The following is a 13,892-nucleotide window of genomic DNA, read 5'->3' on the forward strand; positions in this document are numbered from 1 at the left end:
TTCTAAATCGTTATGTCATCATATCATGATCATTACCATTTTGAATAACTTCAGCTAATCTTTCTGTAAATTGCTTCGCCGCATTCACTCCCATATTCTTCAAACGGAAATTCATTGCAGCCACTTCAATAATAACAGCAAGGTTACGCCCTGGTCTTACAGGGATGGTTAATTTCGGTATTTCTGTATGAATGATTTTTAGTTTGTCCTCATCAAGACCTACTCGATCATAATGCTTTTGCTCATCCCAAAGCTCTAAATGAACAGATAAGGTAATCTTTTTACTTGAGCGAACAGCACCTGCCCCAAACAAAGTCATTACATTGATAATGCCCAATCCGCGAATTTCCAAAAGTTGTTTTAATAACGGGGGCGGGCTTCCTACAAGCATGTTTTCCTCAATTTCACTAATTTCCACACAATCATCTGCGACAAGTTGATGGCCACGTTTAATGAGGGCTAATGCCGTCTCACTCTTCCCGACTCCACTTTGTCCTGTGATCAAAACACCAATGCCATAAATATCAATTAAAACACCGTGCACAGCCGTTGTAGGGGCTAACTCACTTTCTAAGTAATTCGTCAGCTTACTGGAAAAACGGGTTGTCTTCATCGATGTTCTCAGCAAAGGAACACTATTACGTTCTGCCGACTCAACTAATTCCTTGGGGATTTCTAGTCCTCTCGAAATAACAATAGCAGGTGTTATATCATTACAAAGCAATTCCATTCGTTCTTTTCTTTCACTTTTTAATAATCTGCTACTAAAATCAATTTCTGTTCTGCCTAGCAATTGAACACGTTCTGCAGGGTAATAATTAAAGAAGCCTGCTAATTCTAAAGCTGGGCGGGAAATATCCGTGGTTGTAATCGGTTTATGAACACCTTCTTCTCCACTTATAAGCTCCAAATCGAAACGCTCTATGATATCTTCTGTCCGAACTTTGGACAAGTCCATCACTCCTTGCCGTTTAAATAAACTTCTAATGAATAAGCTATCTAGACATCATTGACTATTTTATCATTATATATGATATAAAAACCACTATTCGATTTAAGTTTCTATGAATATTGACAGATACTAGTTCCTTTTGTAAAAAACATCTTGTTCAATATGAATTTCACCTGTCACGCTAATCCCCCAGGAGTCAACAGTGATCGAATTCCTTTCTATTATTTCTACCAATTCATTCAGCATTCGTAAGAAATTATCCTTTGGCACTACTAAATCATAAATATCCGAATATGAGCTCGAGATCATCAATTCTTGTTGTTGAATCATGATAGCCGCCCACTTCTACTAGATACTTTTATTGTAACTAAAAAAGGATATGACTCCCATTTTTAATTCGGGAATCATATCCTTTATGGACTGTTTTATTAGCGTCCTCAAAATTAACCTACGTTAAGGACTCTATTAATTGGAGCAGAAGGCGGCGAAAACTCCCGTGGAAAGCGAAGCCGCCTGGAACGAAAATCAACAACTTAGTTTATACACTCTCTTAATGGAAATGACTTTTTCAGTGCTCCCATTTAAAGGATTCATTTACATGTCAATTTCTTTTTCTCGGTTCTATAATGATTTTTTGAATCAGGAGATTGATTAATGACATGATCACAGCGAGAAGCAAGGCTACACCAAATCCAGAGATTTCAAACAAGCTTCCCATTAAAGCATCTGTCATTAACAATGTACATGCATTAATCACAAATAAAAATAATCCTAACGTTAGTAAAGTAACGGGTAAAGTGAAAAGAATGAGTATCGGACGTACAAGCATATTTAATATAGACAAAATGATGCTAGCTCCAATGGCTGACCATATACTTGACACCTCAACCCCTTCAAAATACCCCGCAAAAGCGAGAAATAAAAGGGCGTTGACAAGAATCCCTATACTCCACTTCATCTTACTGACCTTCTTCTTCCTGGATATAGACAGAGCCTGTCTTCGTGTTAGCGAACAAATGAGCTTTTTCGTTATCTGTACCCGTCCGTTTGAATTTTACTTGTTTTTGAATGATTTCATTCTTTTCATGCATGATATCAATATTATTTAATTGCAGTTTATAATTCCCAACATTGGATTGAACGTCTCCATCAATCGCGATTCCATCGGGAAGCGTAACATGAATATTTCCTGTCACTGATTTTGTTTCAATGATATTTGGAGCTTGTTTTGTAACAATACAGTCAATATTGCCATTTAAGGATTGCAAGCTTAGATCCTTATAAACACCTTCTGCTTTAATCGTACCATTGACTGTTTCGGCTTCCACCTTTTCAATTTGCGATTCAACTAGCGCAACTTGACCATTGACAGTATCTAAATCAAGTTTTTCTCCTTGAATGTTTGTAAGATCCGCTTTTCCATTTGTTGTTTTAATAACGAAGGATTCAGCTTGTAAATTTGTGCCTCTTACTCCGCCATTAAAGACACGAATCGAGATTTTCTTATACATTTTTTCAGGGATATAAATGACTGCTTCTACCTTCATCAACTTAGATTGAGTTCCGAAGACGAGTAACCCATTCTCATACTTAAATAGGCTATGATCTAGGAAGTAGGTTCTCGCTTCTTCGCGGTCTTCCGTACGGTAAACCTTGGCTTGGCACTCTATTCTTACTTCCGACTGATCCCAGGTCTTGATTCTTACAGGACCGTTTGCCACATCAATATCAATTCGCTCAACCTGTTCTCCCGCTTGCTGAAAAGCATGGGGAATTTCAACTGTTTGATTAAATTGAAAATCAAAATCCTTCATTTTATTAAAGGTAGTTTGAACAAAATCGAATAATCGTTCACCAGCCGACTCAAGCTGGGAATAGATATTTTCAGCAGAATCTGTTTTTTCCTTTTCCTTCCTTTCATCTGTTTGCTGATCATCTTGAGAAGTCTGTTCCTCTTGCGTACCCTTTTGAAGAGAAGTAGTTGGTTGTGCTTGAGATTCTTTCTTCGGTTCTTTTGGCTTGGAAGTCGAAGAACCCTTGGTCGGCTCTCCTTCAAGTGCTTCTAACAAAATAATTGCCTCTTGTGCTGAAAGCTTTCCATCCTGTACCATTTCAAGTATTCGTTTCTTTTCCTCGTTCACGTCAGCTTCCTCCTTTTAGGTTCTAACAGAATTTACGGATATAGGCCGTTGTAGGTTTCAAAAAAAGCTGATTCCATTACTAAAAAATTATCTATTCGACAAAAACCGAGGCGTGCCAGGCACTTTAAACGTTCATTTTTTCAAGGATTTTTCGATTCATTCGTTCTTTGTCCCGCTCTAAGATCGGCTTTAGGTAGTGTCCCGTATAGGAGTCAGTTGTTTGTGCTACTTTTTCTGGGGTTCCTTTTGTGACAATCGTTCCGCCTTTGTCTCCGCCCTCAGGTCCTAAGTCAATGAGATAATCAGCTGTTTTGATCACATCTAAATTATGCTCTATAACTAGAACGGTGTCGCCATTGTCCACAAGTCTCTGTAAAACCCCTAATAAGCGGGCGATGTCCTCTGCGTGCAATCCAGTTGTTGGTTCATCTAAAATATACAAAGAACGACCGTTGGAACGACGATGAAGTTCCGAGGCAAGCTTCACCCTTTGGGCTTCTCCTCCAGATAACGTTGTGGCCGGTTGCCCTAACTTCATATACCCAAGCCCAACATCGACAATGGTTTGCAGTTTACGGTTGATTTTAGGAATATTAGCAAAAAATTCTAATCCATCTTCAATCGTCATATCTAATACATCTGCAATATTTTTCCCTTTATATTTTACTTCCAATGTTTCCCGGTTATACCTACTACCGTGACAAACTTCACAGGGAACATATACATCAGGAAGGAAATGCATTTCTATTTTGATGATGCCATCCCCTTTACAAGCTTCACAGCGTCCTCCTTTTACATTAAAGCTAAAGCGACCTTTTTTATATCCGCGAACCTTCGCCTCATTGGTTGAGGCATAAACATCACGCACATCATCAAACACTCCTGTATACGTGGCAGGGTTTGAGCGTGGCGTCCTTCCTATCGGGGATTGATCAATATCAATGACTTTTTCCAAATGTTCAATCCCTTTGATTTCTTTAAAATTGCCTGGTCTTGTTTTGGACTTATGAAGCCGTTGCGCCAAAGTTTTATAAAGGATTTCATTCACTAACGTACTCTTCCCTGAGCCTGATACACCTGTTACCGCAGTAAACAAGCCAAGGGGAATTTTCACTTGAACATTTTTTAAATTATTTTCTTTTGCCCCTTTAATTTCAAGATAACGACCATCCGGCTTACGACGTTCAATCGGTAGAGGGATGAACCTGTCACCTGATAAATACTGACCTGTTAAGGATGCCTTATTTTCAGCTACTTCTTTCGGTGTTCCTTGAGCAACAATTTCCCCACCATGTACACCAGCACCTGGTCCAATGTCAACTAAATGATCAGCCGCAAGCATGGTATCTTCATCATGTTCGACAACAATTAAAGTATTGCCTATATCTCGCATGTTTTTTAGTGTCGCAATTAAGCGGTCATTATCCCGTTGATGAAGACCAATGGACGGCTCGTCTAAAATATAGAGAACACCCGTTAATCTTGAACCAATCTGAGTAGCTAGTCGAATTCGTTGGGCTTCTCCACCTGATAAAGTACCAGCAGCACGGTTTAATGTTAAATAATCAAGTCCAACATTGACAAGAAATCCGAGCCTTTCCCCAACTTCTCGCAAAATTAATTTCGCAATTTGCGCATCTTTCTCTGATAATACCAATTCCTGAAAAAACTGGTTGGCATCATTTACCGATAACTCTGTTACTTCACTAATATGGCGGCCAGCTATCTTCACAGCTAAACTTTCTTCTTTTAAACGATGTCCCTTGCAGCGAGGACAGCGCTGCTGCGCCATGTATTTCTCCATTTGTTCACGGATATAATCGGAGCTTGTATCACGATATCGTCGTTCCACATTATGAAGCACACCTTCAAAACGGATACTGCTTTCACGCATACGACCAAAGTCATTTTTATAACGAAATGTAAATACTTCATCTCCGGAACCATGGAGAATAATGTTTAAATGTTTTTCCGGTAAATCTTCTACAGGTGTATCCATATCAATTTTAAAATGGGTACAGATCGTTTTTAAAAGCTGTGGGTAATACTGTGAACTTACGGGAACCCACGGAGCAATAGCATTTTCATTAAGGGTGAGGGAACGATCCGGGATCACCAAATCAGGATCCACCTCTAGTGTAGAACCAAGCCCATCACAATCAGGACAAGCTCCAAAGGGACTATTAAAAGAGAACATTCTTGGTTCCAATTTATCAATTGAAAATCCACATTCAGGACAAGCATGGTTCTCACTGAATAAAAGTTCCTCTTGATCAATGATATCGATAATCACTTTTCCTTCCCCTAAGCCAAGAGCTGTCTCTAGTGAATCAGCAAGTCTTGCTTCTACGCCTTCCTTCACAACAACTCGGTCAATAATCACTTCAATCGAATGTTTTTTGTTTTTTTCAAGCTTGATCTCTTCGCTCAGGTCTTCGACTTCTCCATCAATTCGCACACGCACATATCCTTGTTTTTTTATTCCTTCTAATACTTTTACATGGGATCCCTTACGTCCGGAAATAACAGGTGCAAGTACTTGTAATCTTGTGCGCTCAGGATAGGTCATAATGCGATCAACCATTTGTTCAATCGTTTGCGAGCTAATTTCAATTCCATGGATCGGACAGATTGGCTTACCAACTCGTGCAAAGAGCAAGCGAAGATAATCATAAATTTCTGTGACCGTTCCAACGGTCGAACGTGGGTTACGACTTGTTGTCTTTTGATCAATCGAAATAGCTGGTGAAAGACCTTCGATGGCATCTACATCCGGTTTATCCATTTGTCCTAAAAATTGCCGCGCATAAGCAGATAGAGATTCTACATATCTTCTTTGTCCCTCAGCATAGATAGTGTCAAAGGCGAGGGAGGACTTTCCAGATCCTGATAAGCCCGTTAAAACAACGAGCTTATCCCTTGGGATTGTCACATCAATATTTTTTAAATTATGAGCTCTTGCCCCTTGAATGATTATTTGGTCTTGTGCCATCGTTTGCTCATCCTTCCGCTTTCAATTCCAATAAAGCATCACGTAATTGTGCTGCACGTTCAAAGTCTAATGCTTTTGCCGCTTCCTTCATTTCCATTTCCATTGTCTCAATAAATTCTTCTCTTTCTTTTTTAGACATCTTTTTCAGATTCCCTTTAGCGGTATATTCTGCTGGATCCTCTGCTGCAACTGTAGCTCGAATAACATCGCGAATATCCTTCTGAATCGTCATCGGGGTGATGCCATGTTCTTGATTATATTTTTCTTGAATAGAACGACGCCGTTCCGTTTCAGATATCGCCTTTTCCATGGAATCGGTCATCTTATCAGCATACATGATTACATGTCCATCCGAATTTCTTGCCGCCCGTCCCATCGTCTGAATAAGAGAACGCTCTGAACGCAAGAATCCTTCTTTATCTGCATCTAATATCGCAACAAGTGAAACCTCGGGTAGATCCAAACCTTCTCTTAATAAGTTAATCCCTACTAATACATCAAAGGTACCCATTCGCAAATCTCGAATGATTTCAATTCGTTCTAATGTTTTAATTTCAGAATGCAAGTACTGCACTTTCACGCCAACTTCTTTTAAATAATCGGTTAAATCCTCGGACATTTTTTTCGTTAAGGTTGTAATAAGAACTCGTTCATTTCGTTCTACCCGTAATTGAATTTCACTAATCAAATCATCGATTTGCCCTTCGATTGGGCGGACCTCAATTTTCGGATCTAGCAATCCTGTTGGGCGAATAATTTGCTCGATCATTTTCGGTGTATGTTCTAGTTCAAATGGGCCTGGGGTAGCAGATACAAAGACAATATTGTTAATATGTTTTTCAAATTCGTCAAATTTCAAAGGACGATTGTCCAAGGCAGATGGTAAGCGAAAACCATGATCCACTAACACTTGTTTCCTCGCTTGGTCACCATTATACATTCCTCGTATTTGCGGTAGGGTCACATGCGATTCATCAACCACAATTTGAAAATCCTCTGGAAAATAATCAAGCAATGTATAGGGAGTAGCGCCAGCCGGCCTTAGTGTCAAATGTCGTGAATAGTTTTCGATTCCAGAGCAAAAGCCCATTTCACGCATCATTTCCAAATCGTATCTTGTGCGCTGTTCCAGTCGTTGTGCTTCTAATAATTTGTCATTTTCCTTTAATATTGCCAACTGCTCCTCTAATTCTTTTTCAATATTAGCAATCGCTACCGTCATTTTTTCTTCACCAGTAACAAAGTGAGAAGCCGGAAAAACAGCGGCATGATCTCGTTCTCCTAACACTTCACCTGTGAGGACATCCACTTCTCGAATCCGGTCTATTTCATCTCCGAAAAACTCAATCCGGATACAATGCTCATCACGCGAGACAGGAAAGATCTCCACGACATCTCCGCGAACGCGAAATGTCCCGCGTTGAAAGTCAATATCATTCCGAGCATATTGAATATCAACTAAACGACGTAATAATTGATTTCGCTCAATTTCCATTCCTGTTCTCATTGATAAGACATGGTCGCGATATTCAAATGGTGATCCTAAACCATAGATACAAGAAACACTGGCGATAATAATTACGTCTTTCCGTTCAAATAGTGCAGACGTCGCAGAATGTCGCAATTTATCAATTTCATCATTAATGCTGGCATCTTTCTCAATATACGTGTCTGTTTGTGGCACATATGCTTCCGGCTGATAATAATCATAGTAGCTGACAAAGTACTCCACAGCATTATTTGGAAAAAACTCTTTAAACTCGCTATACAGTTGCCCGGCAAGTGTCTTATTGTGGGCAATCACAAGCGTCGGCTTATTTACATCCCGAATCATATTAGAGATAGTAAAAGTCTTCCCAGTTCCGGTCGCTCCTAGTAAAGTTTGGTATTTTTTTTTATTATGAATTCCTTCGACAAGCTGTTCAATCGCTTTTGGTTGATCACCTGATGGCTTGTATCTTGATACCAATTCAAAAGTATTGTCCAATCATTCTTCCTCCTAACTCGATTTTTATCTATATATAGTCTAATAGAGGATGTTCAAAAAGTCCGGTAAAAATGACACTGCGAATTTCTTCGTTGGCTTGTTTCTCCACTGCTCATGTATTAAAAGCATACATTCCGCGGCTCGAAACTACGCCGCCTTGAACTTCTTGGTCCTTTTTATCCTCCATTTTGAACACGCACTAATAGTGATTTATTTTTACATGTCTTACATTTTACCACAATTCCTATAAAGATAACCAGTGAAAAGCGAACGTATTTTCGATATTTTTTTCAATAGCCACCCACTGCTATAGATAATAGAAAAAAACAGGACCTCCTAGTGGGCCTGCCTTCTGTGTTCATAGTCATATTTCAATTCTATCCTTCAATCGTTATCCTTTGTCTTAGACTCCTTTTTAGGTGGTCTATTCTTATTTACCATTCGATCCGTGATAAACAGGCCTATTGTTAACGATGCAGCCTCAATCGCAATTAAACCCCAACCATGAATGTACCCTTTATAAGCAGAAACAATAATTAAGGCCAAGGTTAAAAAAAAGCCAACACTTCTTCTATATGTCACTCTAGTAAACAGAACCATTAGTATCGCCGGAATAAAAATGGCTGAGAAAATTTTATCCATTGTCTCACCTACTCTATAATTAAAGCTTCTCTCTTAGTTTTTCTCAATTACAAAAAAAAAGCAAGTTTTAACTGTAGGTAAAACGCAATATTAACCAATGATCCAAAATTGCAGAAGTTTTATAAAATAATTTCTAACTTTCCAATCAGCTATCAACCAAACTGTCCCATAATATATTGTTTTGTTTTTTCATGTTCTGGGTTCGAAAAAAGACTTTGGGTCGGCCCATATTCAACAATTTCACCATGGAGGAAAAAGGCCGTTTGATCTGAAATTCGAGCCGCCTGCTGCATATTGTGAGTAACAATGATAATCGTATATTTTTCTTTTAATTTTAAAATAAGACTTTCCAGCTTTTTTGTTGAAATCGGATCTAAGGCAGAGGTCGGTTCATCCATTAATATTACATCTGGTTGAATCGCTAGTACTCTTGCAATCACTAATCGCTGCTGTTGTCCTCCTGATAAGCTTGTAGCAGGAGCACGTAAATCATCCTTTACTTCATCCCATAAAGCAGCGGAGCGAAGACAAGATTCTACTGTGTGATCCAGTTGTTGTTTTTCCTTTCGTCCGTGAATCCTTGGTCCATAAGCGATATTATCATAGATGGAAACTGGAAAGGGATTAGCTTGTTGAAATACCATGCCGACTTTTTTTCTTAAGTCAACAACATCGACAGAAGGGTTGGTGATCTCCATTTCATTTAGATAGATCTTTCCCTCTGTTCGACTTTCTGGTATAAAATCATTCATTCGATTGAGTGTGCGTAGAAAGGTCGATTTTCCGCATCCTGAGGGACCAATTAATGCGGTAATTTGGTTCTTTTTAATTTCAAGATGAATATTTTTAAGCGCTTGGAAGTCTCCATAATAAAATTGAAGATTTTCTGCTTTCATTACGGTTTCTTTTTTATGCGGCTGATGCAATGTTAAAACCATCAATTCCACCCCTTATCCAAAAATTCCAGCAATATATCCTGCTGTCCGTTCATCTTGAGGGTCGGTAAACATTTCTTCTGTTGCCCCAAATTCGATTAAATCTCCCATGTAGAAAAAAGCTGTGTAATCAGATATTCGAGCTGCCTGTTGCATATTATGGGTCACAACAATGATCGTATATTCTTTTTTCAATTCACACATTAGTTCTTCAATTTTTCTAGTGGAAATAGGGTCTAATGCTGATGCTGGTTCATCGAGTAAGAGCACCTGAGGCTTCATCGCAATCGCTCTAGCAATACATAGACGTTGTTGCTGCCCTCCTGAAAGACTTAGCGCAGACGAGTGGAGTTTATCCTTTACTTCATCCCATAAAGCCGCTTTTCGTAGCGCCGTTTCAACGATTTCGTCTAATTGCTGTTTCTTTTTTATTCCATGGTGAGCAGGACCATACGCAATATTTTTATAAATGGATTTAGCGAAAGGATTGGGCTTTTGAAAAACCATGCCAATTTGCTTTCGTAATTCAAACACATTTACTTCCGTTGAATGAATCTCAATATCACGATAATGGATCTTGCCTGTTACTTGGCAATGGTCAATACTATCATTCATTCGATTCAAGGAACGCAGGAAGGTTGATTTCCCGCAACCTGAAGGGCCAATCAAAGCTGTAATTGCCTGATCAGGAAAAGCGAGATCAATATTTTGTACAGCAATCTTATCTCCATAAGCAACAGTGACTCCTTCAGTCGCTACAATCGAACGTGTCGGAAGGAAAACTATGTTTTTATTTGGCGTAAATCTATCCACTTGCGTATTTTGATTTACTACTTTAGCAACCGCCATTTTCATACCACCTCTCTTATGTTGTAGTCATTTTTCTAAATACAAGATGACCAATCCAGCGTGCTGATCCGTTGAATAGTAAGATTGCTATTAGTAAAAGCGCGGACGCACCACTTGAAATTGCTGCAGCATCAGGCATGATCCCTTCCCCATTAATTTTCCAGATATGCACTGCTAGCGTTTCTGCTGGTCGTAATGGATTGAGCGGAGATGCAGCCGAAAATGGGTTCCAATTGGAAAAGTCAAGTTGTGGGCTGCTCATCCCAGCTGTGTAAATGAGGGCGGCTGCTTCTCCAAAGACTCGACCTGCTACAAGAATAACCCCTGTTATTAAACCAGGTAAGGCAGCTGGTAAAATAATCGTTGTGATCATCTCCCATTTCGAAACACCTAAAGCTAATCCTGCCTTCCTTTGTTCATCAGATACATTTTGAAGTGAATCTTCCACAACTCGAACCATTATTGGCAAATTAAATACGGTTAAAACACAGGCCCCTGACAGAATGGAAAAGCCCCACCCCATATAAATCACGAAGAACAGAAAACCAAAGAGCCCGACAACGATAGAAGGCAAAGAAGATAGTACTTCTATCATCGAACGAATAAAATCTGTAAACTTGTTCTTAGGTGCATATTCCGATAGATAAATGCCCGCCCCTAGAGAAATCGGAATTGCCATTACAATAGTTAACACTAGTAGGTAAAAGGAATTAAATAATTGGGGCCCAATCCCTCCACCCTCTTCAAAAATTTGTGGTGAAGATGTGATAAAATTCCAACTTAGTTTCGGTACACCTTGAAAAAGGATATAGCCTAGTAAACTAATAAGAAGCCCGAGAATAAGAAAGGCAATCCCGTAAAAAACGGTTGTTGCGATCCGATCGATCCATTTTGCATTCATACTCCTCGCTCCTTTCTTCCAATCCATCTTACGAGCATAATAAATAGAAATGACATCATTAATAAAATAAGGGCTAAAGACCAAAGAGCGTTATTTTCCGCTTGTCCTAATACGGTATAGCCCATCCCCATTGTCAAAATGCTTGTAAGTGTGGATGCAGGTTCCATTAGGGAGGTTGGCATTACAGGTGAATTGCCTATCACCATTTGGACTGCTAAAGCCTCTCCAAAGGCACGCGCCATTCCAAAAATCATCGCTGTCAGCAAGCCAGATTTAGCTGTTTTTAAAATTACTCGATAAATCGTTTGCCAACGTGTCGCTCCCAATGAATAGGATGCTTCCCTCAACGAACGGGGGACAGAAGCAATCGCCTCAACCGATAAACTTGTGATCGTCGGCAAAATCATCACTGAAAGTACGATTGTCCCCGCGGCAATGCCAAATCCACTTCCTGAAAAAGACTCTCTCAATAACGGAACCACGATAGAGAGACCGATAAAACCATAAACAACGGAAGGAATTCCTACTAATAGTTCCAAGACAGGCTGTAATACTTTTTTCCCGAATCGCGGTGAGATCTCAGACATAAACACCGCTGCCCCAATCGCAATTGGTGTACAAATGAGGGCGGAGAGAAGCGTGACAATAAAGGAGCCTGTAATCAATGGAAGTGCTCCAATAATCGGTTTTCCCAGCTCACTTACCGCTCCAGGATTCCACTTTAAGCCTGTCAAAAATTCTATAATACTCCCTTTATTAAAGAGGAAGATCGTGACTCCTTTAGAAACAACAAGAGCAAGAATCATCACGGTCAGTAAAATCGTGATTCCCACTGCAATCAAAGTGACGCCCTTTCCCATCTTCTCCAATCTCAGCTTCTTATTTGGCTTCGTGATATCCATATACATTTCACTTTCCGCTTTAGCCAAAGCGATCGACTCCTTTAATAGCAATGTGTAATTAGAGATAAGAAAGAGGCTGCGACGTAATTAATACGTTAAGCTCCAAGGACGAAGAATGCATTGCCTTAGCCAAACAAATATACGTAGACTCCTGCGGGGAGTGAGAGTTGCTACTCGCCCGGGGAAAGTGAAGTATATTTCCAGAACGGAGGTATATGCACCCTATGTTTCAGCCTCTTATCAAGCTTATTTTATTATTGGTTACTTACTTCCCCGTTAGCATTTCGATCGACTTTCATGCTTGTGACGGGAAGGTAGTCCATTTTCGGAAGTAGCTTAGTTTGGACTTCCTCTGTTAACATATAATCAATAAATTGTTTTGTAACATCCACTGCATCACCATTCGTATACATATGCTGGTAAGCCCAGACTTTCCATCTATTCGTCTCTACATTTTCAGCCGTTGGTTCAGCGCCATCCATTTTCAAGGCTTGTATAGAATCATCAATATAAGAGAATGCTAGATAACTAATGGCACCAGGCGTTTCACTAACAATTTTTCGAACCGTACCTGATGAATCTTGTTCTTGTGCTTCAATCGCTTCTTCACCATTTAAAGCAAATGTTTCAAATGTATCTCTCGTACCTGAACCTTGCGCTCGATTGACGACAATGATTTCTTGATCAGCACCGCCAAGTTCTTTCCAATTTTTGATTTTTCCTGTAAAAATATCAATCAACTGATCTTGCGTGACATCTTCAACACCAACTTCTGAATGAACAACAGGTGCCATGCCAACGACGGCAACTTTATGGTCTGTAAGTTTGTCAGCTGGAATCCCGTCTTTTTCTTCAGCAAACACATCTGAGTTTCCTATATCAACGGCTCCTTCACTAATCTTACTTAGACCCGTTCCACTTCCTCCCCCTTGGACATTAACAGTTACTTCGGGGTGTTGTTGCATAAATTGCTGAGCAGCCGCTTCAACTAAAGGTTGCATAGCACTCGAACCAACCACAGTAATGGAACCTGTTAATTCGTCACTCTCTGTTGATGTTTTTTTACTTGTTTCTGTACTAGGTTTACTAGTCTCTGATGCCGATTCTGAACCTGCCTCTGTATTACTACAAGCCGCCAGAAGCATTGTAAACATAAAGAGACATCCGAGATACGCGATCCATTTCTTATTCATGAGTGAGCCACCTTTTCTGTTTGGATTGCAATCATTGATTGCTTATCTATACAATAAACAATCTCTTTTAAGTGCCTATAAATAGTATGTGAAGTTTATGTAAAGCTTTGTTTGGAATTTGTAAAGAATAAAAGCGCAAGCGCCTTGATCAGCCCCGACAAGCATATGTTCCTGAACCCAGGAAAGAGCTTTTTCCCTTCCTAGGTTCAGGGTTATTTAGCGGAACATCGGCTAAGGACGCACGTCCTGTGGCAACGCCGATGGACTCGCATCCTGCAAGCCTCTTGGTGCTAGGCGCTGGAGCTAGATGACAAAACTCAAAATTACAACTTATCTACAAGCTAGAATTTTATAAATTCCTAAACAAGTACAAAAGCGCAAGCGCCCGTTTAACGACG

Annotated in this window: 12 protein-coding genes; all 12 read right to left on the reverse strand. The window is 39.7% G+C overall.

All coding sequences use genetic code 11. The features are described from left to right. Positions 1-10: 10 nt before the first annotated feature. The 12 genes from hprK to IPU53_RS03890 all read right to left on the reverse strand — a co-directional run bounded on the left by hprK (position 11) and on the right by IPU53_RS03890 (position 13,494). On the reverse strand, positions 11-952 hold the full coding sequence (gene hprK / locus IPU53_RS03835; RefSeq protein WP_207447873.1) for an HPr(Ser) kinase/phosphatase: 942 nt from the start codon (positions 950-952) through the stop codon (positions 11-13). A gap of 129 nt (positions 953-1,081) precedes the next feature. Then, complete coding sequence (locus IPU53_RS03840) at positions 1,082-1,282, reverse strand: hypothetical protein (RefSeq protein ID WP_207447875.1); 201 nt, start codon at positions 1,280-1,282, stop codon at positions 1,082-1,084. A gap of 271 nt (positions 1,283-1,553) precedes the next feature. Next, on the reverse strand, positions 1,554-1,910 hold the full coding sequence (locus IPU53_RS03845) for a phage holin family protein (RefSeq protein ID WP_207447876.1): 357 nt from the start codon (positions 1,908-1,910) through the stop codon (positions 1,554-1,556). Between the two features lies 1 nt (position 1,911). After that, complete coding sequence (locus tag IPU53_RS03850) at positions 1,912-3,093, reverse strand: DUF4097 family beta strand repeat-containing protein (RefSeq protein ID WP_207447878.1); 1,182 nt, start codon at positions 3,091-3,093, stop codon at positions 1,912-1,914. A 124-nt stretch (positions 3,094-3,217) separates the two neighbouring features. Next, entirely contained in the window at positions 3,218-6,085 is a 2,868-nt protein-coding gene (uvrA, locus tag IPU53_RS03855; RefSeq protein WP_207447888.1) for an excinuclease ABC subunit UvrA, read from the reverse strand. Between the two features lie 7 nt (positions 6,086-6,092). Beyond that, positions 6,093-8,072 carry an excinuclease ABC subunit UvrB gene (gene uvrB, locus IPU53_RS03860; RefSeq protein WP_207447890.1) on the reverse strand — a complete coding sequence of 660 codons (1,980 nt, stop codon included), beginning with the start codon at positions 8,070-8,072 and terminating at the stop codon, positions 6,093-6,095. 384 nt (positions 8,073-8,456) lie between these two features. After that, positions 8,457-8,714 (reverse strand): CsbA family protein, encoded by a 258-nt coding sequence (locus IPU53_RS03865; protein ID WP_207447892.1) that lies wholly within the window; start codon positions 8,712-8,714, stop codon positions 8,457-8,459. A gap of 152 nt (positions 8,715-8,866) precedes the next feature. Next, positions 8,867-9,652 carry a phosphate ABC transporter ATP-binding protein PstB gene (pstB, locus tag IPU53_RS03870; RefSeq protein ID WP_207447894.1) on the reverse strand — a complete coding sequence of 262 codons (786 nt, stop codon included), beginning with the start codon at positions 9,650-9,652 and terminating at the stop codon, positions 8,867-8,869. Between the two features lie 12 nt (positions 9,653-9,664). Further along, positions 9,665-10,504: a phosphate ABC transporter ATP-binding protein PstB gene (gene pstB, locus IPU53_RS03875; RefSeq protein ID WP_396019895.1), complete on the reverse strand. Its 840-nt coding sequence runs from the start codon at positions 10,502-10,504 to the stop codon at positions 9,665-9,667. A gap of 10 nt (positions 10,505-10,514) precedes the next feature. Beyond that, positions 10,515-11,399 (reverse strand): phosphate ABC transporter permease PstA, encoded by an 885-nt coding sequence (gene pstA, locus IPU53_RS03880; RefSeq protein ID WP_207447898.1) that lies wholly within the window; start codon positions 11,397-11,399, stop codon positions 10,515-10,517. Then, positions 11,396-12,307, reverse strand: a complete 912-nt coding sequence (gene pstC, locus IPU53_RS03885; protein ID WP_207448119.1) for a phosphate ABC transporter permease subunit PstC — start codon at positions 12,305-12,307, stop codon at positions 11,396-11,398. The genes pstA and pstC overlap by 4 nt, the downstream gene beginning before the upstream one ends. Before the next feature lie 248 nt (positions 12,308-12,555). Beyond that, entirely contained in the window at positions 12,556-13,494 is a 939-nt protein-coding gene (locus IPU53_RS03890; protein ID WP_207447907.1) for a phosphate ABC transporter substrate-binding protein PstS family protein, read from the reverse strand. Positions 13,495-13,892: the final 398 nt, after the last annotated feature.

The organism is Bacillus sp. SD088 (assembly GCF_017355205.1).
GTDB lineage: Bacteria > Bacillota > Bacilli > Bacillales > Bacillaceae_C > Lederbergia.

Excerpts from the sequence above, each read along its gene's own strand:
- IPU53_RS03840 (WP_207447875.1), bottom strand. The coding sequence starts at position 1,282 with ATGATTCAACAACAAGAATTGATGATCTCGAGCTCATATTCGGATATT.
- IPU53_RS03845 (WP_207447876.1), bottom strand. The coding sequence starts at position 1,910 with ATGAAGTGGAGTATAGGGATTCTTGTCAACGCCCTTTTATTTCTCGCT.
- uvrA (WP_207447888.1), bottom strand. The coding sequence starts at position 6,085 with ATGGCACAAGACCAAATAATCATTCAAGGGGCAAGAGCTCATAATTTA.
- IPU53_RS03865 (WP_207447892.1), bottom strand. The coding sequence starts at position 8,714 with ATGGATAAAATTTTCTCAGCCATTTTTATTCCGGCGATACTAATGGTT.
- pstB (WP_207447894.1), bottom strand. The coding sequence starts at position 9,652 with ATGGTTTTAACATTGCATCAGCCGCATAAAAAAGAAACCGTAATGAAA.
- pstB (WP_396019895.1), bottom strand. The coding sequence starts at position 10,504 with ATGAAAATGGCGGTTGCTAAAGTAGTAAATCAAAATACGCAAGTGGAT.
- pstA (WP_207447898.1), bottom strand. The coding sequence starts at position 11,399 with ATGAATGCAAAATGGATCGATCGGATCGCAACAACCGTTTTTTACGGG.
- pstC (WP_207448119.1), bottom strand. The coding sequence starts at position 12,307 with ATGTATATGGATATCACGAAGCCAAATAAGAAGCTGAGATTGGAGAAG.
- IPU53_RS03890 (WP_207447907.1), bottom strand. The coding sequence starts at position 13,494 with ATGAATAAGAAATGGATCGCGTATCTCGGATGTCTCTTTATGTTTACA.